20 protein-coding genes and 2 pseudogenes are annotated in these 24701 nt (G+C 62.1%); 18 read left to right on the forward strand and 4 right to left on the reverse strand.

The features are described 5' to 3' along the window. Positions 1–9: 9 nt before the first annotated feature. Positions 10–471 (forward strand): hypothetical protein, encoded by a 462-nt coding sequence (locus ACN22W_RS36305; RefSeq protein WP_419689943.1) that lies wholly within the window; start codon positions 10–12, stop codon positions 469–471. A gap of 537 nt (positions 472–1008) precedes the next feature. Here ACN22W_RS36305 and ACN22W_RS36310 read toward each other — a convergent pair. Next, positions 1009–1116, reverse strand: a complete 108-nt coding sequence (locus ACN22W_RS36310; RefSeq protein WP_419689944.1) for a DUF1232 domain-containing protein — start codon at positions 1114–1116, stop codon at positions 1009–1011. Positions 1117–1521: 405 nt separating this feature from the next. Between ACN22W_RS36310 and ACN22W_RS36315 the strand changes: the two genes are divergently transcribed. Together ACN22W_RS36315 and ACN22W_RS36320 are read left to right on the forward strand one after the other, a co-directional pair. Continuing rightward, a complete protein-coding gene (locus ACN22W_RS36315) occupies positions 1522–1716 on the forward strand; it encodes a type II toxin-antitoxin system HicA family toxin (RefSeq protein ID WP_012367237.1) in 195 nt (64 codons plus the stop codon). Between the two features lie 66 nt (positions 1717–1782). Next, positions 1783–2196, forward strand: a complete 414-nt coding sequence (locus ACN22W_RS36320) for a type II toxin-antitoxin system HicB family antitoxin (RefSeq protein WP_012367238.1) — start codon at positions 1783–1785, stop codon at positions 2194–2196. Between the two features lie 11 nt (positions 2197–2207). Here the strand turns inward: ACN22W_RS36320 and ACN22W_RS36325 are convergent. Both ACN22W_RS36325 and ACN22W_RS36330 read right to left on the reverse strand, forming a co-directional pair. After that, positions 2208–3128 (reverse strand): annotated as a pseudogene (locus tag ACN22W_RS36325) (ISL3 family transposase); the annotation flags it as partial. A gap of 8 nt (positions 3129–3136) precedes the next feature. After that, positions 3137–3973, reverse strand: a pseudogene (locus tag ACN22W_RS36330) (IS3 family transposase); the annotation flags it as partial. 265 nt (positions 3974–4238) lie between these two features. On the opposite strand from ACN22W_RS36330, the gene ACN22W_RS36335 reads away from it, so the two are divergent. The 8 genes from ACN22W_RS36335 to ACN22W_RS36370 all read left to right on the forward strand — a co-directional run bounded on the left by ACN22W_RS36335 (position 4239) and on the right by ACN22W_RS36370 (position 15706). Then, positions 4239–5117: an alpha/beta hydrolase family protein gene (locus ACN22W_RS36335; protein ID WP_419689945.1), complete on the forward strand. Its 879-nt coding sequence runs from the start codon at positions 4239–4241 to the stop codon at positions 5115–5117. Positions 5118–5489: 372 nt separating this feature from the next. Then, positions 5490–6416, forward strand: coding sequence for an SMP-30/gluconolactonase/LRE family protein (locus tag ACN22W_RS36340; protein WP_419689946.1), 927 nt, complete (start codon positions 5490–5492; stop codon positions 6414–6416). After that, the gene (locus ACN22W_RS36345; RefSeq protein WP_419690731.1) at positions 6392–7870 is read left to right on the forward strand and encodes an NAD-dependent succinate-semialdehyde dehydrogenase; all 1479 of its coding nucleotides are present in this window, start codon (positions 6392–6394) and stop codon (positions 7868–7870) included. Before ACN22W_RS36340 ends, ACN22W_RS36345 begins: the two co-directional genes overlap by 25 nt. A 63-nt stretch (positions 7871–7933) precedes the next feature. After that, positions 7934–9679: a solute:sodium symporter family transporter gene (locus ACN22W_RS36350; RefSeq protein WP_419689947.1), complete on the forward strand. Its 1746-nt coding sequence runs from the start codon at positions 7934–7936 to the stop codon at positions 9677–9679. Between the two features lie 38 nt (positions 9680–9717). Further along, on the forward strand, positions 9718–11736 hold the full coding sequence (locus ACN22W_RS36355) for an alpha-glucosidase (protein WP_419689948.1): 2019 nt from the start codon (positions 9718–9720) through the stop codon (positions 11734–11736). Continuing rightward, on the forward strand, positions 11717–12586 hold the full coding sequence (locus tag ACN22W_RS36360; protein WP_419689949.1) for a TSUP family transporter: 870 nt from the start codon (positions 11717–11719) through the stop codon (positions 12584–12586). The genes ACN22W_RS36355 and ACN22W_RS36360 overlap by 20 nt, the downstream gene beginning before the upstream one ends. Next, positions 12583–14100, forward strand: coding sequence for a glycerol kinase GlpK (gene glpK, locus ACN22W_RS36365; RefSeq protein WP_419689950.1), 1518 nt, complete (start codon positions 12583–12585; stop codon positions 14098–14100). Before ACN22W_RS36360 ends, glpK begins: the two co-directional genes overlap by 4 nt. A gap of 7 nt (positions 14101–14107) precedes the next feature. Then, a complete protein-coding gene (locus tag ACN22W_RS36370; RefSeq protein WP_419689951.1) occupies positions 14108–15706 on the forward strand; it encodes a glycerol-3-phosphate dehydrogenase/oxidase in 1599 nt (532 codons plus the stop codon). A 13-nt stretch (positions 15707–15719) separates the two neighbouring features. Here the strand turns inward: ACN22W_RS36370 and ACN22W_RS36375 are convergent, their stop codons facing one another. Next, positions 15720–16763: a LacI family DNA-binding transcriptional regulator gene (locus tag ACN22W_RS36375; protein WP_419689952.1), complete on the reverse strand. Its 1044-nt coding sequence runs from the start codon at positions 16761–16763 to the stop codon at positions 15720–15722. 189 nt (positions 16764–16952) lie between these two features. On the opposite strand from ACN22W_RS36375, the gene ACN22W_RS36380 reads away from it, so the two are divergent. From ACN22W_RS36380 to ACN22W_RS36410, 7 genes are all read left to right on the forward strand, one after another. After that, positions 16953–18620 carry an IlvD/Edd family dehydratase gene (locus tag ACN22W_RS36380; protein ID WP_419689953.1) on the forward strand — a complete coding sequence of 556 codons (1668 nt, stop codon included), beginning with the start codon at positions 16953–16955 and terminating at the stop codon, positions 18618–18620. 15 nt (positions 18621–18635) lie between these two features. After that, complete coding sequence (locus ACN22W_RS36385; protein ID WP_419689954.1) at positions 18636–19448, forward strand: HpcH/HpaI aldolase family protein; 813 nt, start codon at positions 18636–18638, stop codon at positions 19446–19448. Positions 19449–19598: 150 nt separating this feature from the next. Continuing rightward, positions 19599–20708 carry an ABC transporter ATP-binding protein gene (locus ACN22W_RS36390; RefSeq protein WP_419689955.1) on the forward strand — a complete coding sequence of 370 codons (1110 nt, stop codon included), beginning with the start codon at positions 19599–19601 and terminating at the stop codon, positions 20706–20708. Between the two features lie 37 nt (positions 20709–20745). Then, a complete protein-coding gene (locus tag ACN22W_RS36395) occupies positions 20746–22008 on the forward strand; it encodes an ABC transporter substrate-binding protein (protein ID WP_419689956.1) in 1263 nt (420 codons plus the stop codon). Positions 22009–22024: 16 nt separating this feature from the next. After that, positions 22025–22957 (forward strand): carbohydrate ABC transporter permease, encoded by a 933-nt coding sequence (locus tag ACN22W_RS36400; protein WP_419689957.1) that lies wholly within the window; start codon positions 22025–22027, stop codon positions 22955–22957. Continuing rightward, entirely contained in the window at positions 22954–23793 is an 840-nt protein-coding gene (locus tag ACN22W_RS36405; protein WP_419689958.1) for a carbohydrate ABC transporter permease, read from the forward strand. Before ACN22W_RS36400 ends, ACN22W_RS36405 begins: the two co-directional genes overlap by 4 nt. A 5-nt stretch (positions 23794–23798) precedes the next feature. Further along, positions 23799–24695: an aldose 1-epimerase gene (locus ACN22W_RS36410; protein ID WP_419689959.1), complete on the forward strand. Its 897-nt coding sequence runs from the start codon at positions 23799–23801 to the stop codon at positions 24693–24695. Positions 24696–24701: the final 6 nt, after the last annotated feature.

Genomic DNA, 24701 nt, shown 5'->3' on the forward strand with positions numbered 1-24701 from the left:
AATCCAAACATGCGAAAACACTCTACCTTCGGTCGTCGACCGCTCACGAAGGCGCAACTGCTTCCGCTCCCTGCAGACCAGGTGCGCCGTCTTTCACTGAAACACCATTTGGCGCTTGCTACGCTCGTTTCCGGTCATGGTGACGTCGATGCAATCGTCACGTTATCGAACGTGCTCCAACTCGCGGGCTATCTAGGCGCCGGTAGTGAAGTTGAATCATATCGACGTGCAGAAGTCGCGCTCGATCAGTGTGTGACGCGTGCCGAACAGGGCGAACCGTGGACGTTGATGAATGCGGAGCGCGCTGCACTAGGGGCGTTGGTTGCCATCCATGACACGCAGCTCGCTGCGGTACCAGTCCACCGTTACCTCGATGCGCTGGAGCGAGCGCAGCAAACGGACGCTCCGAGTCTAGATTTGTCGAGTAGATCGAAGGATAAGGTAGCGCGAGCGATCGACGGCCAAAATTAAAACGATAGCGTGTCAGCCTGCAGATGAGACGACGACACGAGCGTGGTGAGTGATGTGGGCATGCGAGAGAGTTTCGAGCGAGAAAGTTTCTACGTAGAAACTTACGAAAAACGAAGCGCGGCGCAGCCCATGTGGTCGTTGTGCCACAACGGCGGTCCTGGCTGACCTCACTGGGGAGGGGCGACACGCTGGGAGTTCGGGCGAATCGAAGGGGGCGATAGTAAGGGCTATGTTACCCTTCATTTCGGGACAATCACCCGGGCCCGCAAATCAAGCGCCGCTCACACAACTAAAGTTTCGCTTAAGGCTCGACTGAAGTCGTGTGTACGGCCGTGCGATGCCGTGGGCCGGGCCAGTCGGCCACGGGAACAGTGTGGCCCGTAAGACCGGAACTCGAACCTGGTAGCCAGCGCGAGTATTGCCGACCATCTCAGGCCGATCACCACCGCCGTCCCTCGGCTGACGAGGCGATCGGTGGTCAGCGCACTGCAGCGAGATGTTCAGCCACGATTCCAAGCGGCACAAGTGTGGGCGCGGCTAGGATGCCGGGCGGCACCAGATCGCGTCATCGAGCAGCCCGGTTACAGGGATAAAGTCAGGGATGAGGTCGATCGACGAAGGCCAAACGAAGGCCACCGCTGTCATGGTATGGACCGGCGATTGTGAGGCCCACTCGGCCCGTTAGATCCGCGAACTGAATGGGCAACGACGTGGCACCCGACGCAACTGCGAACGGGTCAGCGGCCGCCTGTCGCGGTCAACGCAACGCGGGGACTTTTCAGCCAGGGCCGCACTTCGTTCGCCTCGACGGCAGGCGGGGGCTCCCTGCGAGGAGATGATGGCCCGTACAGCGCCGCTCCATGAGCTGGAAAGGCTTCTTCCGCGCTAACGCGTCGCACCGCCCGACTGATCTGACTCGGCTGGCGATTTTACACACCGGATACACAAATTTACCTTGCATTTCTCCGTGGTGTGTATAGACTACACATCGGGTGAGGCGAAAAGGGGTGTGTATGGCGACAGCTTTGGCGAAGGAAATGGTGCGGCGTTATGGATTCGAGAACAGTGATACGGCGGCTTGAGCAGGACGGGTGGGTGCAGAAGCGGGTGAAGGGTAGTCACCATCACTTCAGGCATCCGAGCAAGCCAGGCACGGTAACGGTGCCGCATCCAGAGAAAGACCTCACGATTGCGACGCTGAAAAGCATCGAGAGGCAATCTGGTTTAACACTCACCGGGCAGTAAGGCCGGTGGCTACAACGGACCCCGAGGGCCGCAACCGGTCAGCGGGTTCCAAACAAGGAGTTGGATGTGAGATTTTTCGTCGCTGTCGACAAGCAAGAGGGCACCGATTATGGCGTTGTCGTACCGGATTTTCCGGGCTGCAACTCATGGGGCACGACGCTCGAACAAGCGCTCGAAAACACGCAAGAGGCTATCGAGGGATGGGTTGAAACTTCCGTCGAGGCGGGGGACGAAGTTCGCTTCGAGCCCACGTCTTTTGAGGAACTTCGCGACAACCCGGACTATGCGGGCTCATTTTGGGCTGTCGTAGACATTGATCCTTCGAAATTTGATATGAAGCCAGAGCGTGTGAATATCAGTTTGCCGCGCTTCGTGCTTACACAGATTGACGCCTTCGCGGAGGCCCACAAGGAAACGCGTAGCGGTTTTCTCGTTCGTGCAGCACTAGAAGCCATTCGGCACGAGCAAACAGCCGTCTGATTAAAAAAGGTTCATCGAGGATTACCGGGGAACGCGGCGCGGATTTTGAGGAAGAAGTATTCCTCGTCGCGGTACCCGTAGGCCCGACGCTTGATGACCTTGATGGTGTTGTTGATGCCTTCGACGACGCTGGTATTGAGCGGATGGCGGCAGCGGGCGAGGATTCCGTGCCAGTAACCCTGCAGGCGCTGCGCGAACAGTTGTAGCGCGGCAATCCCGCTTTGCCGGGCTTGCTCGACCCAGTGTTCCCAGGCCTTTTCCGCCCAGGCAGGCTTTCGGTAGAACCAGAGCCGTTTGAGTTCGTCGCGTAGCACGTAGACGCACAGCAACGGCTGATTGGCAGCCAGCAGTTCCTTCAGATGCACGGACTGCTCGGGCTTCAGGTTGTGGCGGTTGCGCAGCAGCAGCCAGCGACTGGATTGCAATACCTTGCGGGCCGGCCGGTCATGGCGTAACTGATTGGCCTGATCTACTCGCACTCGATCGATCACCTCGCGCCCGTACTTGGCCACGACGTGGAACAGGTCGTAGACCACCTCGGCCTGCGGACACTGCGCCTTGATTTCCAGCTCGTAGGCCGTGGTCATGTCGATCGCGACTGCTTCGATGCGCTCGGCGACACCCTCAGGAAGCTGCTCGAAGAAGGCGCGGGCTGTCTCGCGTGAGCGTCCCGATCCAATCCAGAGCACCTGCCGGCCGATCGGATCGACCACCACCGTGGCATATCGATGGCCTTTATGGAGTGCAAACTCGTCCATCGCAAGATAACGGATCGTCGACCAGTCCGGCTCAGCCACACGCGCTTGCAAGCGCATCTTTTCGATCGATTTGACCGTGTGCCAGCCCAGATCGTAGAAGGCCGCCACTGCCTGCACGCTGGCTGCTTGCAGCAGTTTCTCGCAGGCCTTGGCAAATCGCTCCGTCTGACCCTGAACCAGAATTAGTCCCGGTCGGAAGTGGAGATTTCCGGCTTGGTTGAGTGGTCAGGCGAGGCGGATTCTCTTGCCTGACGGGCGAATTCGGCGGGCGTCATCCACTGCAATGCAGAGTGGGGACGAACCTCGTTATAGTACGTGCGCCAGTCATCGATTTTGCTCTGCGCGTCGGCCAATGACAAGAACCAATGCGCGTTCAGACATTCTTGCCGGAAGCGCCCGTTGAAGCTTTCGACCTTGGCGTTGTCAGTTGGCGTGCCCGGCCGGCTGAAATCCAGTTCAACGCCATGTTCATACGCCCAGCGATCCATTGCCTTCGAGATGAACTCGCTGCCGTTGTCGACCTTGATCGTGGCAGGGTGCCCGCGCATGGCGGTGATACGCGTCAGCGCTTCGACCACATGCTCTCCCTTCAGGCTTTGTCCAACCTCGATGGCCAGGCATTCCCGTGTGTAGTTGTCGACGACGGTCAGAGTCCGAAGGCGTCGCCCATTGAACAGTGCATCCGCAACGAAATCCATGCTCCAAATTTCGTTGATCGCGGTCACGATATGCTTGGGCTGTCGCAGCCGAGCCGATTTGTTACGTCGTGGTCGCTTATGCCGCAGTAAAAGGCCCTCCGCCCGATACAGCCTGTAGACGCGCTTGCAGTTATCTCGCCAGCCTTCCCGTCGCAGGACCACGTGAACGCGCCGATACCCATAGTGCACGCGCGTGGCGGTGATTTCCTTGATACGCATGAGCAGCGCCGACGAATCGCGCGCAACCGACTGATACCGATACAGCGAACGAGACATGCCAAACAACGCGCAAGTCTTCGTCAGGCTGGTTCGATACCTGCGGTTTCCGGCAGGTTTGTGACGTTTGATATCTTTATCTGGAGCGCAAACAAACGGTGATTTCCCGACACTAATTGACCGTCGGCTCCCCTGTCCGGGCGTAGGATTTGAATCGCGGAAACAGGCGCCGCGCGATCGCAAATAGATGTACGGTTAGGAATGGGTGATGTTGTCTTCGTTAGGTCGTTGACAGCGCGGCGCGTCCGATTAACCGTACCCGGCGTATGGATCCAATAACGCACAATTCGACAACACTCGAGCAAATCCGATGCCGCATGACAAATTTCATGAACTGCAGACGTACTCTCGGCTGTCCGTCAACCGCACCGGGCGCTTGCGCGGCTCTGCCAAAGCATCGATTTGGAGTCGGCTGCTGCTTGCTGCGGTTTTCACGCTCGGCAGTCATGCAGCAAGTGCGGGCGAGTTGGTTTCCGTGAAGAGTCGCAATGTTACTCAGAATGTCTACATCAATTCCACATCGACTTCACCCGAGTGGGTTGTCGTACTCTTCGCGGGTGGCGAGGGTGTCGTTGCTCTCGCAGCCGGTGGACCGACCAGTGAACAGGGAAATTTCCTGGTGCGGACGGCATCGTACTGGACGAACGTAGGCGATGCCGCGGTTGTTTTCGACGCGCCATCGGACCAAGCAGATGGAATGGATGACGAGTTTCGGTTAAGCGCGGCGGCCAGCCAAGACGTTGCCGCGGTCGTTGTGGAACTGAAAAAACGTTACCCCTCTTCCAGAATTGCGCTCGTCGGCACTAGCCGTGGAACGATTACAGTGGGCAACGTGCTGTTGCGGAATCCTGACCTAGCGGATGCTTTCGTGCTCACGTCACCGGTATCGATTGCCGTGCACGGCAAGCCAGGATTGTCGGGCGTCACCTGGCATCAAAGCATGGCGCGCGTACTGGTGCTATCAAATGAACACGACGTTTGCGTCGCCTCGCCATTTTGGGCAGCGAAGCGCATGGCTACCGACAATCACTTTGATTTCGTTGCGGTATCAAGTACTTCGGGTGGAGGCGACAAACATTCCGAATGTGGTGGACAGGCTCCGCATGGCTACTTGGGAATCGAAACCAAAGTCCTCGCCGCGATCAATGAGTGGCTACATGGGCCAAAGGCTGCATTTCGGTCAGAGTGACTCGATCCAGATCACGCACCCACCTATTTCAAGCCGATGGTGAACTGATATACCCACTGGTATCGGCACGCGCGTGAATTTCTGAGCGTTCGCTGGCTCCCTGTCGCAACGGGGTCGCATGTCGGGCTGCCTCGCGCCAGGACTGACGGCTACTGTAGCGATATCGGGTCACGCTTATTGTGCGCGAGAGGGTTTTCCCCCGGTTGATGCCAACGAGACAGGGCTTTACTATTTGCCTTGAATGGTAACGCTAACACAAGGTGGAACAATCAAGTCATTAGCAAGTCTCGTTAGTTCGAAATGGTAGCGCTACCGAAGTTGACGAATCTTCGTCTGTATCTGCCGTGCGTCTGGGCGGCGTAAGGAGCAACCTTGCCCGTCTTCAACTGCGTGTTGCCGGCCGCCGCGTCGTTAGGGGAGTGCCCGCGATGGGATGAACGTCGCCGGGTGCTGTGGTGGGTCGACATCCTGGCGCCAGCGCTTCACTGGTTCAATCCGGAGTCGCATCAGAGAGGCACGATCTCGATGCCGGAGCATGTTGGCTGCTTTGCGCTGACCGACGACGGCGGTTTCATCGCCGGCATGCGCAGCGGCATCTGGCTCCTCGGCGCCGACGGCGTGCCGCTTCGTCGTATCGCGGCGAATCCCGAGGACGTCGAGACGAGCCGCTTCAACGACGGGCGCTGCGACCAGTCCGGCCGCTTTTGGGCTGGCACCATCGACGAGCCGAAGGCGGGCGGAGCCGCACATCTGTATTGCTGTATCGGCGAGTCGCTGCGTGCGGTTGATGGTGGCTTCCTGACGTCGAATGGTCTCGCGTTCAGCCCGGACGGCCGCTGGCTGTACCACTCGGATACGCCACGCTTTACCGTCTACCGGCGTCCGTTCGATCTCGAGACCGGCATGGTCGGACCGCGCGAATCATGGTTGTGTATCGCACCGACCCCCAACGATCGTGGTCGCCCGGATGGTGCAGCCGTTGACGCCGATGGCTACTACTGGAGCGCACTGTTCGAGGGCGGGCGCGTGATCCGCGTTTCACCGGACGGGAGGATCGTCGCCGAGTTTCCACTCCCTGCGCGCTGCCCGACGATGTGCGCATTCGGCGGCGATGATCTGCGCACGCTCTATGTGACGACCGCGCGACACGGTCGTCCTCCCGACGAGCTCGACGCACTGCCGTTGTCCGGCGGCCTGTTCGCCATGGACGTTGATGTGCCCGGGCTCCTCGAGCCGCGCAGCCCGATGTCGAGCGCGTGCGAGCCGAATCAAATATTCCCACGGAGAAATGCATGTTGAAGCTCGACGACCCGACTCTGCTGCGACAGCAGGGCTTGATCAACGGTGAATGGTGTAACGCGGACGACGGTGCGACGATCGAAGTCGTTGACCCGGCGACGGGCTCAGTACTCGGCACCGTGCCCGCAATGGGCGCGGTCGAGACACGTCGTGCTATCGACGCTGCCGAGCGCGCGTTCGCCGCTTGGCGGCGGACGACCGCGAAGCATCGCGGGCACGTGCTGCGCAAGTGGCACGATCTGATGCTTGCGCACCAGGAGGATCTCGCGCGGATCATGACTGCGGAGCAGGGTAAGCCGCTCGCGGAAGCGCGCGGCGAGATTGGGTTTGCCGCGAGTTTTATTGAATGGTTTGCGGAGGAAGCGCGTCGCACGGATGGTGACGTGATTCCGACGCCGTCGCCGGACCGACGGTTGATCGTGTTGAAGCAGCCGGTGGGCGTGTGCGCGGCTATCACGCCCTGGAATTTTCCGGCGGCGATGATCACGCGTAAGGCCGGGCCGGCGCTCGCGGCAGGCTGCACGATGGTGCTAAAGCCCGCGACGCAGACCCCGTTTTCCGCGCTCGCGTTGGCCGTTCTTGCCGAGCGCGCGGGCGTGCCGGCCGGCTGCCTGTCGGTGGTGACCGGTGCGGCTGAGCCGATCGCCGGCGAGATGTCGGCGCATCCGGCCGTGCGCAAGGTCACGTTCACCGGCTCGACCGCGATCGGCGCGAAGCTGATGGCGGCAGGTGCGCAGCATATCCAGAAGCTGTCGCTGGAACTTGGGGGTAACGCGCCATTCATCGTGTTTGAGGATGCGGACCTTGACGCTGCTGTCGAAGGCGCCTTGATTTCGAAATATCGGAACGCTGGCCAGACCTGTGTGTGCGCGAATCGTTTGTACGTGCAAGACCGTGTGCATGATGCATTTGTGGAAAAGCTGGTCGCGCGGGTCGCGCAGCTGAAGGTCGGTCGTGGTACCGACGACGGCGTACAGATTGGCCCGCTAATCGACGCACGCGCACTCGAAAAGACTGAACGGCTGTATGACGACGCGATCGAGCGCGGTGCGCGAGCCCAAGGCGGCGGCCGGGTTGCGCTGCCGGGGCTCGCCGACCAGTTCTTCGCCCCGGCGGTGCTGACGGGTGTCACGCCGGAGATGCGTGTTGCCCGCGAGGAAATCTTTGGTCCGATCGCACCGATTCTCCGGTTCTCGACCGAAGCGGATGTGATTAGTCTGGCTAATGACACGGAATTCGGACTCGCAAGCTATTTCTACAGTCGCGACCTCTCACGGGTATGGCGCGTCGCGGAAGCGCTTGAATTCGGGATGGTCGGCGTGAACACGGGCCTGATCTCGACGGCCGAGGCACCATTCGGCGGTGTCAAGCAGTCGGGGCTTGGGAGAGAGGGCTCGAAATACGGGATCGACGAGTATCTCGAGATTAAGTACATGTGCGTTGGGCTCGACTGACGCGTCGGGTACCTGACGGACGGGCTTCGATCCCGTCCACGCATCAAGTAGAGAGAGGCAAGGATGGAGACTGATCTTTTCACGCTGGCGAGCTTCATATTCTTCACGGCGCTCGTCGGTATCGTGTCGTACCGGATTACGCATCGCGCAAAGGACACGGGAGCTCAGGGCTATTTCATGGCGAGCGGAGGGCTGTCAGGATGGTTTATCGCGGGATCTATGATGCTCACGAACCTGTCGGTCGAGCAGCTCGTCGGCCTGAATGGCGACGCATACGCGCACAACCTTTCCGCGATGGCATGGGAATGCACGGCCGCGCTGTCGACGATCGCTCTCGCTCTGTTTTTCCTGCCGCGCTACCTGCGCGGCGGCTTCACGACGTTACCGCAGTTCCTCGAAGAGCGCTATGACGCCGGCACCCGGCGTATCGTTAGCGCGCTCTTCATCATCGGTTATACGCTCGTCGTGAATCCATCCGGGCTCTATCTCGGCGCGATTACGTTCAACCAGATCTTCGGCGTCGATAAGCTGTTTGGTCTGTCTTATCCGGCGACGATCACGGTACTCGTCGTTGCAAGCGGCGCGATCGGTGCGCTGTATGCGGTGTTCGGCGGGCTGCGTGGCGTTGCCGTGTCGGACACGATCAACGGAATCGGCTTGCTGATCGCAGGTTTGCTGATCCCGGTGCTCGGGCTCGCAGCGCTTGGGCATGGCGATATGTATTCTGGGTTGCGCGAGATTCTAGATCATGCTCCCGAGAAGCTTAACGCGATCGGCGGCAAGCGCGACAGTGTACCGTTCGGCACATTGTTCACCGGAATGATCTTTGCGAACCTTTTCTACTGGTGCACGAACCAGTCAATCGTGCAGCGCACGCTTGCCGCGAAAAGCCTCGCCGAAGGGCAGAAGGGAGTATTGATATCCGGTCTGCTGAAGTTGCTCGTGCCGCTGATCATGCTCGTGCCGGGTGTCATTGCATATCACCTGTACGCAGACCGCGCGCTGTCGCGCCCCGACCTCACCTATCCGACGCTTGTCGCAACGCTGCTGCCGTTCTGGGCGAAGGGCTTCTTCGTCGCCGTGTTGTTCGGCACGGTGATGAGTCACTTTAACGCGGTGCTGAACAGTACGGCGACGCTTGTCGCGTACGATTTCTACAAGCCCTTCCGCCCGTACGCTGCCGACGACGACCTGATTCGTGTCGGCAAGCGCGTGAGCGTCGTCATCGCTGTGCTGTCGCTACTGATCGCGCCTCTGCTCATCTACGCGCCGGACGGGATCTACGCAGTGATGCGGCGTTTCACCGGCTTCTTCAACATTCCGATTATCGCAGTGGTGCTGATGGGGATGTTCGATCGCACCGTTGGCGCGCGCCCCGCGAAAATCGTGCTTGTCCTGCACGTCGTGATTTACACGCTGCTCGTGTTCGTGCTGAACGTCGACACGCGATTCGGCTTGCACTTCATTCACCTGATGGGGATTCTGTTCGCCGCCGAGATTGCGCTGATGGTCGCGCTGCGAAAGCGATTCGCGCGTGCTGTGCTGTATGCCCCGACGGTGCGTGAGCATGCAAACGAGACGCCTTGGCGCTATGCGCGCAGCATGAGCGTGCTGCTGGTCGCGCTCCTGGTAACCGTCTATCTAACGTTTTCGCCGCTTGGGATCGCGAGCAGCAATGGCCCGTCCGTGATGTATCCATTCGCCATGGCGATCGTGTGGACGTTCGCGCCGATCGTCGCGTGGACCCTTGCACGGCGGCGGGATAACGCTGGCGCGAGTGTGCGGGCCTCCGGCGCCGCACGTCACTGAGCCGCCCCGTATTTTTTGACATCGAGACCGAAACCGGAATGGAATTCGACTACACCGATCGATCCTGGGTGCTGCGCCATGCTGGGCAGACGCTGATCGAGCATACCGACGTACAGCCGTGCTGCTATGTCGGCTCAGGCACCGCGAGCGTGCAGATGTATCGCGGCAACTTTGACATCGAGGATTTCGTCGAGGAGCGCGTTGCGCTACGCCATGCGCATGTCGAACCGAAAGGAGGCGCTTTTCGCATCTCGCTCGCACGCGCGCCGGACGTCGAGTGGGATCTGGTGCTGACCGTGCATATGGACACGCACGGTGCAACGATCGCTTTCGAGCATGCGAAGCCGGAGATCAACCGGCTCTGGTGGCGTGTCGTCGCCCGGCCGGACGAGCATGTATGGGGCGGCGGCGAGCAGATGTCGTATTTCGATCTTCGCGGACGACGTTTCCCGTTGTGGACGTCGGAGCCGGGTGTCGGCCGCGACAAGACCACTCATCTGACCTGGCAGGCTGACGTGACCGGTAACGCCGGCGGCGACTACTACACGACCAACTATCCGCAGCCGACCTACGTATCGTCGCGGCGCTATTGCCTGCATGCCGAGACGACGGCATACGCGGACTTCGACTTTCGAAACGAACAATTTCACGAACTGCAGTTCTGGGCCGTGCCGGCGCGCATCGAGTTGACTGCGGCAGACAGCTTCGTCACGCTCGTCGAGCGCATCGCCACGCGCTTCGGCCGCCAGCCGGTTCTTCCCGACTGGGTTCAGAAAGGCGCGATCCTGGGGTTTAAGAACGGCCGCGATCACGCTCAGCGGTTGCTCGACCTGAGCAAGGAGCGAGGCGTGCAGGTGTCAGCACTGTGGTGCGAGGACTGGGTCGGCCTGCGTTTGACTTCGTTCGGCAAGCGACTCTTTTGGGACTGGCGCTGGAACGACGCACGGTATCCAGATTCGCGCGAGTGGGTTGCGTCGCTGAACGCGAATGGCGTGCGCTTTCTCGGCTACGTGAATCCCTATCTGTGCAACGACGGCACGCTGTACGAGGAAGCTCATGCGGCCGGATATCTCGCGACGAACGCGCAGGGGGGTGACTATCTGGTCGACTTCGGGGAGTTCTGGTGCGGCGTCGTGGACTTTACGAATCCGGCGGCCGCGCAGTGGTTTGCGGACCGCGTGATTCGCCGCGAGATGCTCGACGCGGGGCTCGATGGCTGGATGGCCGATTTCGGTGAATATCTGCCGACCGATGTGAAGCTCGCGAACGGGGTCGATGCGATGTTGATGCACAATGCGTGGCCGACGTTGTGGGCACAGGTCAACGCCGACGCGATCGACTCAGCCGGCCGTAGCGGCGACGCGCTGTTCTTCATGCGTGCAGGTTACACGGGCGTGCAGGCGCATTGTCCGCTGCTGTGGGCGGGCGATCAGTCTGTCGACTTCTCGCGACACGACGGGCTGCAGACGGTAATCTGCGGCGCGCTGTCGTCGGGGTTGCTCGGGAATGCGTACCACCATAGCGACATCGGCGGCTACACGAGCCTGTTCGGCAACCGCCGTACGCCGGAGTTATTTCAGCGCTGGGCAGAGATGGCGGCGTTCACGCCGGTGATGCGTACGCATGAGGGCAATCGCCCGGATGAGAACTTTCAGTTCTGGCAGGACGACGCGGTGCTCGCGCATTTTGCGAAAATGACGCGGCTCTACGTCGCGTTGGCACCGTACGTACGCCAGTTAAGCGAGGAAGCATCGCAACGCGGCCTACCGCTGCAACGACCGCTGTTCCTGCATTTCGAAGACGACCGTGCAACGTACGCGATCCAGGACCAGTACCTGTACGGCGAGGATCTGCTCATTGCGCCGGTGCACGAGGCCGGGCGCAGCGACTGGACGCCATATTTGCCAGCTGGTGCGCGCTGGATTCATCTTTGGAGCGGCGAGACGTTCGACGGTGGGCAACGCGTAACGGTCGCGGCGCCGCTCGGTCAGCCGCCGGTCTTCGTCCGCGCGGACAGCGCATCGCGTGAGTCGTTGCTTGCGCTGGCTTCGTGTTGAGCGCGCGATGACGATTGCACAACATATGATGTTCCTGCTATCGGTTGCATCTGCGACCTATACGCAGAACCTTACCGGCTTCGCGTTCGGTCTCGTCCTGCTCGGGCTCGTCGCGCTGCTGCACGTTGCCCCGCTTCCGGTCACTGCCAACGTCGTGATGATGATGGTGCTCGCGAACGCCGCGATCATCGTGCGGCGACGTCCCGATGTTCCGGCACCTGTGCTCGTTGCGATCCTCGCAAGCAGCCTTGTCGGCGTCGCGTGTGGAGTGACGCTGCTGACGTGGCTCAGCGATAACGCGGTTGATGCGACGAGGCTCGCGCTCGGCGTCGCGATTCTTGCGTGCAGCCTGCTCTTGCTGATGCAGGCGCGTGCGCTATCGGCGCTGTCGCCGCGCTGGACGTTCGTCGCATTCGGATGGCTGTCCGGTGTGATGGGCGGTGTGTTCGCGAGCGCCGGGCCGCCGATGGTGTTCCATATGTACCGGCAACCGCTGAAACCGAACGTGATCCGCGAGACGCTTGTGCTGTTGTTTGCGGTGAACGCGGTGCTGCGTCTTGCAATGGTCGCGGGGCAAGGGCGCTTCGATCACACGTCGGCGATGCTGAGCCTCGAGGCGCTGCCGGTCATGGTCGGGTTGACGTGGCTAAATCGCGTGCGGCCGCCGGACTGGTCCCCGCAGATCGTGCGTCGCGTCGTATTCGGACTACTGCTTCTCGCTGGCATCAGTCTCGTGCTGCCCGCGCTGCCGCGTCTAGTGGCGCACGGCAATATGCAAGCTTCGACGGAGCAACGTGTTGCCGTGTGCACTGATGCAAGCACCGAATCGTTCGGAGTGGCCATGTTATGAGAGAACACCGCTTTATCCTCGCCCTCGATCAGGGCACGACAAGCTCGCGCGCGATCCTGTTTGACCGCGACGGCATACCGGTCGCGACGGCACAGCGCGAATTTGCGCAGCATTATCCGCATCCGGGCTGGGTCGAGCACGATCCACGCGAGATATGGCAGTCGCAGCTTGATGTTGCGCACGAAGCGATGCGGATAGCACAAGCCAGCGCGGTGAACATCGCGGCGATCGGCATTGCGAACCAGCGCGAAACGACTCTGCTGTGGGATCGTGCGACCGGTGCGCCGCTCGGACCCGCGATCGTCTGGCAGGACCGCCGTACGGCTTCGTTCTGCGAGCGTCTTGCGTCGCGCGGCGCCAGTGGGTTGATTCGCGAGCGCACCGGTTTGCTGATCGATCCGTATTTCTCCGCGACGAAGCTTGCCTGGCTGCTCGACAGCGTGCCGGGTGCGCGTGATCGCGCTCGTCGCGGCGAGCTTGCATTCGGGACCGTCGACAGCTGGCTCGTTTGGCAACTAAGCGGCGGCCGACGGCACGTGACTGATCTGTCGAATGCAGCGCGGACATCGCTGCTGAACATTCACACGCTCGACTGGGACGATGAACTGCTCGCGCTGTTCGATATCCCGCGTGCGCTGCTTGCTGAACTGTTGCCGTCTAGCTGTCGATTCGGTCAGACTGACGCGGCGCTGTTCGGTGCGCCGCTGCCGATTACCGGAATCGCTGGCGACCAGCAAGCCGCGACGTTCGGCCAGGCATGCGTCGACGCAGGCATGGCGAAGAACACGTACGGCACGGGCCTCTTCATGTTGATGAACACCGGTGAACAGCCGGTTGCGTCGCAGCATCGGCTGCTTGGCACCGTCGGATGGCGGCTGCGCGAGCGCACGTCGTATGCGCTTGAAGGCTCGGTATTCATGGGGGGGGCGACGATCCAGTGGCTGCGCGACGGGCTTGGGATCATCGAGCGTGCGTCCGACGTTGAGGTATTGGCGGCTCAATGTACGAGCAGCGAGGGTGTAATGATGATTCCGGCGTTTGCAGGTCTTGGCGCGCCGCATTGGGATCCGTACACGCGCGGCACGCTGCTCGGCATGACGCGCGGCACCGGGAGAGCGCATATTGCGCGCGCGGCGCTCGACGCGATCGCATTGCAGACAGTCGACGTGCTCGGTGCGATGGAGGCCGACGCGGGCATCTCGGTCAGCGAGCTGCGCGTCGACGGCGGCGCGTCGCAGTGCGACCTCCTGATGCAAATCCAGGCTGACCTGCTCGGCCGCCCGGTCGTGCGGCCCGCGGTGACTGAAACTACCGCACTCGGCGCTGCATATCTGGCTGGCCTCGAGGTCGGCTTTTGGTCTGGGCTCGACGAGATCACCCAGCAATGGCGGGCCGAGCGGCGTTTCGAACCGACAATGTCGCAGGAAGAGCGTGCGGCGCGTGCCGGTGAATGGCATCAGGCCATCGAATGCGCTCGCGCATGGGCACCTCCGCCAGTCAACTCCTCGAATTGAAGCCAAGATGACTGATATCACTCCTTTGCCGCGAGCGGCAATTTTGCGCGAGATCGACCACACACCCATTTGGGACGTTGTCGTCATCGGCGGTGGCGCGACGGGACTTGGCACGGCGGTCGATGCGGCTGCGCGGGGCTACCGTACGCTGCTCGTCGAAGCGCGCGACTTTGCGAAGGGCACATCAAGCAAGGCGACGAAGCTCGTGCACGGAGGCGTTCGCTACCTTGCTCAAGGCAACATTTCGCTGGTGCGCGAGGCACTGCGCGAGCGTGGGCTGCTGGCACGCAATGCGTCGCATGTGGTGGGTCGCCTCGGTTTTGTTGTGCCCGCTTACCGGCATCTCGACAAGCCGTTCTATGGCGTCGGCCTGAAAGTGTATGACTGGCTGGCGGGGTCGCTGAATTTGTCGCGGTCACACGGGCTGAGTGCGGACGAGACGCGTTCGCTACTGCCGACGCTCACCGATTCGCTGCACGGGCGGCCGCTACGTGGCGGCACACTGTACTACGATGGTCAGTTCGACGATGCGCGGCTCGCGATCAGCTTGATGCGTACGGTGTTCGATCTCGGAGGCATCGCGTTGAACAATGCCGCCGTGCGTGCGATCAGGCCCGACGCCGGGAGGCGTGAGCACGTGCTCACGGTCGAGGACGCGGAGACCGGCAACCGGCTGGATGTGCGCGCGCGTTGTGTGGTCAATGCGACCGGCGTGTGGGTCGACGCGGTTCGCTCAATGGTCGAACCGGCCGCCCGGCCGATCGTAGCGCCAAGTCAAGGCGTCCACCTGACGCTGCCGGCGCGTTTTCTTCAAAGCCGGCATGCGATCCTGGTGCCGCGCACCGAAGACGGACGTGTGCTGTTCGTCGTACCGTGGCACGGGCATACGATCGTCGGCACGACGGACACGCCGCGTCCCGATATGCCAGTCGATCCCCATGCAAGCGCGCAGGATGTCGATTTCATCCTTCGGACGGCTGCGCGATACCTGTCGGTGGCGCCGACGCGCGACGACGTGTTGAGTGTGTGGGCCGGGCTGCGGCCTCTGGTGAAGGGCGACGGCGACGCGACGACGTCATCGCTGTCGCGTGAGCATACGATCCAGCTGCATTCGACCGGAATGATCACGGTGACGGGTGGCAAGTGGACAACGTATCGCCGGATGGCCGAGGAGGTGGTGGATCTCGCGATCGGGAGCGGACTGCTGCCGGCAGCGGGTTGTCGGACCGAGGATCTGCCGCTGCATGGCGCGACACGTTCGCCGGGCGCGGAGGCTGGCGTTTCCGCGTCGGGCGCTGCAGCCGGCTGTTACGGTACGGATGGTCCGCTGATCACCCGTCTACCCGGCGCGGACCGAGTTCTGGTCGCGGCGAGCGGACTGACCGAGGCTCAGGTGCGCTATGCGGCGCGAGCCGAACTCGCGCGTAGTGTCGAAGACGTGCTTGCCAGGCGCAATCGCGCACTGTTTCTCGACGCACGCGCCGCACGCCAGGCAGCACCAGAAGTCGCGCGGATTCTGGCGGCGGAACTCGGCCATGACGCGTATTGGCAGTCGCGCGAGGTCGCCGCATTTTCCACGTTCGCCGGCGACTGGCTACTCGGGTGATGGATCCGATCTATCAGGTGCTTTCGCGCTCGACGATTTCGTAAGGCAGCAGATTGTCGCGCTCCACATGACTCGGCGATAGGTCGCCGACCGCGACGCGCAGCGATTCGATCACGCGTATCGCCGCGATGCGGCCAATGTCGTATCGTGGTGGCCGGACGGTCGTCAGGCTCGGCACCAGCTTATCGGCGATTGACAGATCGCCGAAGCCCATCACAGCGCACGCGTCCGGAATGGCGACCTTCGCGCGCAACCCGTGCAGCAGTGCGCCCGCGGCGAGATTGTCGTTTGCGAAGATGATCGCTTCGGTGGGCCATCGCCCGCGAAGCAGCGTCTCGAACGCGTGCTTGCCCGCCTCCAGCGGCGCGGTCGCCGGCGAATGGAACGTGGACGGCGCGAGATCCAGCTCCTGCATGGCCTGCTCATAGCCGTTCGCACGCTCCATCGCGCGGAAGTCTTCAGGCTGCCCGGTGTGGACGAACACGATCCGCCGATAGCCGCGGTCGTGCAGATAACGAGTCTGGTCGCGGCCGACGTCGGCGTGCGAGAAGCCGACCTGGATGTGTGTCGAATCCGGCTTGTGGTCCCATGTCTCGACGACCGGAATGCCCGCGTTCACGAGGAGTTCCTCGGTCGCCGCCGAGTGACGGTGCCCCGTGAGGATCAGCGCCGCCGGCGACCAGCCGATGAACGCGCGCACGGCTTCCTGTTCCTCGTCTCGAGAATAGTTGCTCGATGCGAGCAGCAGTTGGTAGCCGTGCTGGCGCAGCGTGTCGGTGACGCCCTGTACAGTTTCCGCGAACACGCCGCTGCCGATGTTCGGAATCACCATGCCGACGACTTTGCCGCGCGCGGATGCGAGCCCGCCGGCGAACACGTTCGGTACATAGCCGGTCTGCTCGACTGCCGCGGCGATCCGCTTCTGCGCTTCCTCCGCGACGAGACTGGGCTGGCTGAAGTATCGCGATACGGTCATTGCGGACACGCCTGCGAGTTCGGCAACGTCGAGCAGCTTGATGCGCCCTGCGCCCCGGCGCTTGCGGGTGGTTTGTGTCATGACGTCAGGGAAATCCTTACTTGAGTCGGGTTGACGGAATGAGAGCGGTAACAGATACTAAGTCATGATAGCGCTAACAGTCGAGCGACGTACGGCGGGCCAAATCCTTTGAAGCAGGGACAAGCAGTGGACAGACAACGCAAAAGACTTGACGAACTTCGCAGCCAGCGCTGGTTTGCGCCAGACGACATGCGCTCGTTCGCACACCGCCAGCGGCTCCAGCAAATGGGATTGCGCCGAGAGGAATTCATGTCGCGTCCGGCAATCGCCATCATCAATACGTGGAGTGATCTGTCGCCATGCCATGCTCATCTGCGCGAGCGAGCCGAGTCGGTAAAGCGCGGCATCCTGCAGGCAGGCGGCATGCCGTTCGAACTGCCAGCGATGTCGCTGGGCGAAGTGATGGTGAAGCCAACCACGATGCTTTATCGGAACTTTCTTGCGATGGAGGTCGAGGAGTTGCTGCGTTCGCTGCCGATCGACGGTGTCGTGCTGATGGGTGGTTGCGACAAGACCACGCCGGGTCTTTTGATGGGGGCGCTGAGTGCAGATGTGCCGTGCATCTTTGTGCCGGCCGGCCCGATGCTGAACGACCGTCATCAAGGCACGGCGGTCGGTGCTGGCACGCACACGAAGAAATTCTGGGACGAGTACCAAGCCGGGAACATTGATAACACCGAATGGGTCGCGCTCGAAGCGCGGATGACGCGTGCGCCCGGCACCTGCAACACGATGGGCACCGCCAGCACGATGACATCGATCGCCGAGGCAATGGGCTTTACGCTGCCGGGTGCGACGAGCATTCCGGCCATGGATGCTGCGCATGTTCGGATGGCGTCCGCGAGCGGCGCGCGCATCGTCGACATGGTCTGGGAAGACCTGCGGCCGAGCCGCTTCTTCGGCGAGCGGTCGGTCGCGAACGGTGTTGCGACGTACATGGCGCTCGGCGGTTCGACGAACGCTGCGATCCACCTGATCGCGATCGCCGGTCGCGGTGGTGTGAAGCTGACCCTTGACGGGATCGACCAACTCGGGCGCGGGATTCCGGTGCTCGCGAACGTGTTCCCGTCCGGCGATCGCCTGATGGAGGACTTTTATTACGCGGGAGGGTTGCCGGCCCTGCTGCAGCAGATCGGCGAGCGTCTGAGCCTTGACTGCGTGACCGTGAACGGTCGCACGCTCGGAGAGAACCTCGCCGATGTGCGCCGGACCGATCCGCAGACTGTACGTTCGTGCGACGACCCGGTCACCGACGGCCAAGCGCTCGCGGTGCTGAGGGGCAATCTCGCACCGTCCGGCGCAGTCATCAAGCCGAGCGCGGCTAGCAAGAAGTTCCTGAGACACGTTGGTCCGGCGCTGGTGTTCGACTCGATCGCCGAAATGAATGCACGGATCCACGATCCAGATCTCGATGTCGACGAGAGCACTGTACTCGTCCTGCGTAACGGCGGACCGCTCGGCGCACCCGGGATGCCCGAATGGGGCAATTTGCCGATTCCGCGCAAGCTGCTAGAAGCCGGCGTTCGTGACATGGTGCGTCTGTCCGACGCGCGGATGAGCGGCACCCACTATGGAACCTGTGTGCTACACATCGCACCCGAGGCGGCGGCCGGCGGACCGCTTGCGCTGATCAGGACTGGCGACGTCGTCGAGCTCGACGTGGAAGCGGGGCGGCTCGACATGCGCGTCGACGACGACGAGCTTTCGCGCCGGCGCGCCGAATGGCGACCAACCGCGCAGACGCGCAAGCGTGGGTACACACGCATCTTCCTCGAGCACGTGACGCAGGCCGACGAAGGCTGCGATTTCGATTTCCTGATGGGGACGGAGACGCCCGTCGAACCGTCGATCTACTGAATGCGAGACACCACGATGAATCCGACCGAAGCCGATCCGCTCTTCAATCGTTTCAAGGCTGCGTTCGCGAGCGGCAGAGTGCCGCTCGGCACCTGGCTGATGTCAGGCTCGGCCAGCACGGCGGAGGCGCTCGGGCATGCAGGTTTCGACTGGCTCGTGATCGACATGGAGCATGTGCCGATCGAGTTTCGCGACACGTGGCAATTGCTGCAGGCTATCGGCTGCACGGGCGCAATGCCTGTCGTGCGACTGGCCGCGAACGACCCGGTGCTTGTGAAGCGCGCGCTCGACATGGGGGCGCCGACGCTGATGTTCCCGTTCGTGCAGAACGCGGACGATGCCCGCCGTGCGGTCGCAGCCGCCAAGTATCCGCCACACGGCACACGCGGCTATGCCGCAATGCATCGAGGCAGCCGCTATGGGACGTGGACCGCGTACGGCACCGAGGCGAACCGGGCGACCGCCTGCATCATGCAACTCGAAACGCCGGAGGCGATCGGTCAGCTCGACGAGATCGCGGCGGTGCCGGGCGTCGACGCGGTGTTCGTCGGGCCGGGGGACCTGTCGGCGGCGCTCGGCCAGATCGGAAATCTGAAGGACGCCCACGTTCAGGACCTGATTCACGATGCCGCACGGCGCGCGCGGGCGGCCGGCGTGCCGATCGGCATCGTCGGGCCGACGCCGGAAATGGTCGAATCGTTCGTTAAAGCAGGTTACGGCTTCGTCGCGATTGCGTCGGACCTCGGAATGATGATGCGCCAAGCGAACGCGTTCCTCGCGACGATGAAGGGTACCGAGGCGGTGGGTACCAGCGGCGGGCCGTACTGAGCGCCCGGACCTACCGCTTCGTCGGTGCCGGAAGAACATGGAAACATGAAGCGGCGCAGCGCTTTCCTGAAAGCCGCTCACGGATCGAACCAACGGCCCGAAACAGAACAACATCGCCGCGTTCCACTGGGGACGCGCAAGGAGACAGAAATGGCGACGGTGACCTTCGACAATGTGGTCAAAGCCTACGACAACGGCGTAACCGTACTGCACGACATCAACCTCGACGTGAAGGACGGCGAGTTTGTCGTGTTCGTAGGCCCGTCGGGCTGTGGAAAGTCGACGCTGATGCGAATGCTCGCAGGCCTCGAGAGCGTGACGCAGGGGGCGATCCGAATCGACGGCGCGCGAGTGGACGGGCTTGTGCCGCGCGAACGAGAGATCGCGATGGTGTTTCAGGACTATGCGCTGTATCCGCACAAGACCGTATACGAAAACATGGCGTTTGGTTTGCGACTGCGCAAGATTCCGAAATCGGAAATCGACGCACGCGTGAAGGAAGCCGCCGATATCCTGCAACTCGGGCATTTGCTCGAGCGCAAGCCGCGCAACCTGTCCGGCGGTCAGCGACAGCGCGTCGCGATGGGGCGCGCGATCGTCCGGCACGCGAAGGTTTTCCTGTTCGACGAACCGTTGTCGAACCTCGACGCGAAGCTGCGCAACGAGATGCGGGTCGAAATCAAGAAGCTTCATCGCCGGCTCGGCGCGACGATGATCTACGTGACGCACGACCAGGTCGAGGCGATGACGCTGGCGGACCGCATCGCAGTGCTTTCTGGCGGCCACGTCGTCCAGTACGGCACACCCGACGAGATCTACAACTCTCCGCGCACCACGTTCGTCGCAGGCTTTACCGGCTCGCCGCCGATGAATCTTCTGAAACTCGATCTCGACGGCGCGCGCGGGCGCGGCCACGGAATCGAGATCGCGGTCCCGTCGGACGTCCTGCAACGGCAGGGGCGGCTCGGCGGAGGCCACATCACGCTCGGCGTACGCCCAGAATCCGTGCTGCATGCGATGGACAGGAACACGATGCCGGCCGGGCGTTGCGCGCTCGACGCGCGCGTGGTCGTCACCGAGCCGCTCGGCGCGGAGACGCTGTGTACGTTTGAGGTCGCGGGTCAGCAGCTCGTCGCCCGCCTGGGTGCGGACGTGCGGCTCGAGCCGGGCACTGCCGCGTCGCTTGCAATCGATCCCGCGAAGGTGCACTGGTTCGATGCCGAGTCGGGTATGTCGCTGTCACAGCGCAGCGCGAAATGATCAATAACGCCACACCGGCATAGCAAAGGAAACAAAAATGATTGCAAAGATAGCTGCGGTGACCGTCGTCGCCGGTCTTGCCGCCGCGTCGCTGTCCGTGCGCGCCGACGTGACGATACGCCTGTTTGCAGGAGGATCGGGGCAGCGCCCCGATCTCGTGCGCAAGGCGCTCGACGCATACGAGAAGACGAATCCCGGGGTTAAGGTCGTAACCGAGACTGGCGGCGCCACGTCGGAGCAACAGCGCCAATATCTGTCGACGTTACTCAATGCAAAGGATGCGTCTCTCGACGTATTCATGATTGACATCGTGAATCCCGCGCAATATCTGACAGCCGGCTGGATCGCGCCGCTCGATCCATACCTTGGGCCTGCGTCGAGTGTGCTGAATGCGTATCTGCCCGTCTACGCGAAAGCCGACGTCGTCAATGGCAAAATCGCTGCGCTTCCCGCGTTTGCGGACGGGATGTTCGTCTACTACCGAAAAGACCTACTAGACAAGTACGGCCTGCCGCAGCCGAAGACCTGGGATGATCTGGCAACCGGGGCCAGCAGGATCCTCGCGAAGGAGCACAACCCCGTGCTTCAGGGGCTGTCGATTCAGGGGGCGCCAGCAGAGGGTGCGGTCTGCACTTTCCTGCTGCCGTACTGGAGCCAAAGCAAGGAGCTGACCGGTGCGGCCGGTGAGTTGACGCTCGACAAGCGCGCCGCCGTCGCCGGAATGAACATGTGGACCGGCTTGATGGACCAGGGCGTGATCAAGCGTAATGTCGCCGAGGTAAAGACCGCTGACACGGTCAACGAATTCAAGGCGGGACACGCGATATACGCGGTGAACTGGGGTTTCGCGTGGAATCACTTCCAGGCCGATATGGACTCGGCCGTCAAGGGCAAGGTCGGGGTGATGCCGCTGCCTTCGATGCCAGGCGGCACGTCGACAACCTGCGTCGGTGGCTGGCAGTGGGCATTGTCCGCGTTCTCCGCGCACAAGCCGGAAGCAGCGAAGCTGATTCGCTACCTGTCGTCGCCGGACGTCGCGAAGATGCTCGCGGAAAAAGGCTCGCTGCTGCCAGTGTTTCCGGCAACCTATCAGGATCCGGGCGTGCTCGCCCAGAATCCGTGGTTCAAATCGGCCGGCGATATCCTGACCAAGACCGGTCGCGCCCGCCCGGTGACGCCACGCTATAGCGAGGTGTCCGATGCGATTCGCACGGCGACGTCGGCGATGCTCGGCCGCTCGATGCCGGTCGCGGACGGTGTCGACCAGATCGAAGGCCGGCTGCGCCGGGTCCTCCGTTAAGCGAAGCGAGGCCAAGATGAACTCCGTCAGCTCAATGCAGGATCGTGCCTTTCCGGTGCGACGGGCGAGCCACTGGCTTGATCCGTCGGATCGATGGTTAGCCGTCGCCCTGCTCGCGCCGACCGCGCTGCTGCTCGGGCTGATCGTCGTCTACCCGATCGGCAAACTGCTGTACAACAGCTTCTTCGACATACGGCTATCCGGCGGTGCGGTGCCCGCGTTCGTGGGCTTGCGCAATTACGTTGACGCGTTACACGATCCCGACTTCTGGAACGCTACGAAGAATACGCTGCTGATCACGTTGATTACCGTGCCGGGCGCCTTCCTCGTAGGGCTCCCACTTGCGCTGCTCGCGAATCTGCCGTTCCGGATGCGCTGGCCGATCCGTCTCGCGCTCCTGTTGCCGTGGTCGCTGCCGATGGCGTTTTCAGGACTGATTTTCGCGTGGTTTTTCAACACCGACTACGGGATTATTAACGACTTGCTGGGCCGGTTTGGCTTCCATGGAGTGACGTTCCTGCTAATACCGGGATGGGCGTTCGCGGCAGTCTGCCTGACGACGATCTGGAAGACCTCGTCGTTCGTGGCGCTGATCCTGCTCGCGGGCTTGCAGACAATTCCGCGCTCGCTATACGAGGCGGCAGAGGTCGACGGCGCGACCAAACCGCAGCAATTCATCCACATCACGCTGCCGATGCTGGTTCCGTCGATCGTCGTCGCGATGATCTTCCGCACGATCACCGCACTGCAGACCTTCGACATTCCGTACACGATGGTCCACGGCGGCCCAGGCACCAGCACTACGACGCTCGCGATGCTGATCAACACAACGACGATCGATTATCTCGACGTCGGTTACGGATCGGCACAGGCGGCGTTCATGTTTGTAATTTCGCTGGTCATCAGCTTCATCTATCTGAAATTCGTGCGCGGAGAAGCGAAAAAATGAACCTGTTCGCTACGTTGTTCGCCGGTGCCCGGCTGCGCGTGATCGCCGGTGCGATCGTTGTCGTCAACGGCTTCTTTCCGGCTGTCTGGATCCTACTGACGTCATTCAAGGGCGAGGCCGAGCTCGTGCAACGACCGATCACGTACCTACCGGCCGCACCGACGATGGCCAATTACGTACACGCGTTCACCGACCAGCCGCTATTCCTGTTCCTGCTGAACAGCGCGATTGTTGCGCTGTGCTCGACCGGTCTCGCGGTGCTGATCGCGTCGGGCGCCGCCTACGCGATCGCACGGCTCGACCTGAAGTGCCGAGGATTGATTTTGTCGGCGATCATCGCGTCGTCGATGTTTCCGCTCGTCACGCTGCTCGTGCCGATTTTTCAGATCATGCGCAGTCTCGGATTGCTTAATACGTACGCGGCGTTGATTCTGCCGTACACGGTGCTGAGCCTTCCCGTCTGCACGCTGGTGCTGGTCAGCTTCTTCCAGGCAATCCCGCGCGATCTCGAAAGCGCCGCGATGCTCGACGGATGCACGCGGCTGGGTGCGCTGTGCCGGATCGTGTTCCCGTTGTCCGCGCCCGGCGTGTTCACTGCGGCGATCCTCGCGTTCGTGAACTCGTGGGATGAGTTCTTGCTCGCGCTGTCGCTGAACTCCGCGCCGAACTTCCGTACGCTGCCGGTCGGCATCACGTTCTACCAAGGCGAATACTCGTTCCCCTGGCCGCTGATCGCCGCAGCGCTCGTCGTTGCGATCGTGCCGGTCGCAACGATCATGGCGATCTTCCAGGAGCGCGTGATCGGCGGACTGACGTCAGGCGGCCTGAAGGGGTGACGGCGATGGATACGCTGACGCCGGATGTTGTCGAGCTGGAGCACGGCGACTGGCAGGTCGACGTGTGCGCATCGCTCGGCGGCGCATTGACACGCGTGAAGTGGCGTGGTCGGCCGGTTCTCCGCGACTGCGGTGACGAACCGGTCGCGGCTCGCAACGTGCGGCGCGCAGCTTGCTATCCCCTCGTGCCGTACTCGAATCGGATCGGCTACGCGCGCTTCGACTGCAATGGTCACGCACATACGCTACGTGCGAACTTTCCGGGCGAACCCCACGCCATGCACGGCTTCGGCTGGCAGCGCGAATGGCGGATCGCCGCACTCGAGCCTGCCCGCGCGGTGCTGCGTCTCGACCATGACGGCGATGCCGATTGGCCATACGCATGTGCGATCGAGCAACGAATCGACGTCGCTCATGATGCATTGTCTCTCGAGCTCGTGCTGACCAACGTTGACGCACGACCCGCGCCGGCGGGTCTCGGCTGGCATCCGTACTTTCCACTGACGGCACATACGAGGCTGCGCACCGAGTGGCGGCACGTATTGCTCACCGCGCCGGACAGACTGCCGGCTGACGTTGCGCGAGTGCCGGACACGTGGCGTTTCGACGACGGGCGTTCGCTTGCCGACGTGCAGGTCGATCATTGTTTCACGGGCTGGCAAGGTAACGCAACGATCGTCCAGCCGGACTACCGTCTGGAGCTTGTCGCCTTGGGGACGCCGGCCGTGGTGCTGTTTCGCCCCCCGGACGCCGGGTTCTTTGCATTGGAGCCAGTCAGTCATTCGAACAACGTTCTTCAGTTCGGTGACGTCCCGGGAACTGTGCCGATGGGAATTTTGGCACCTGGAGCATCACTTCATGTCGTGATGACGCTCACGGCTTCCGAATCGGAACTGCCGTAATTCTTG

Origin of the sequence: Burkholderia theae, from assembly GCF_048565265.1 — a bacterium.
Taxonomy (GTDB): domain Bacteria; phylum Pseudomonadota; class Gammaproteobacteria; order Burkholderiales; family Burkholderiaceae; genus Burkholderia; species Burkholderia theae.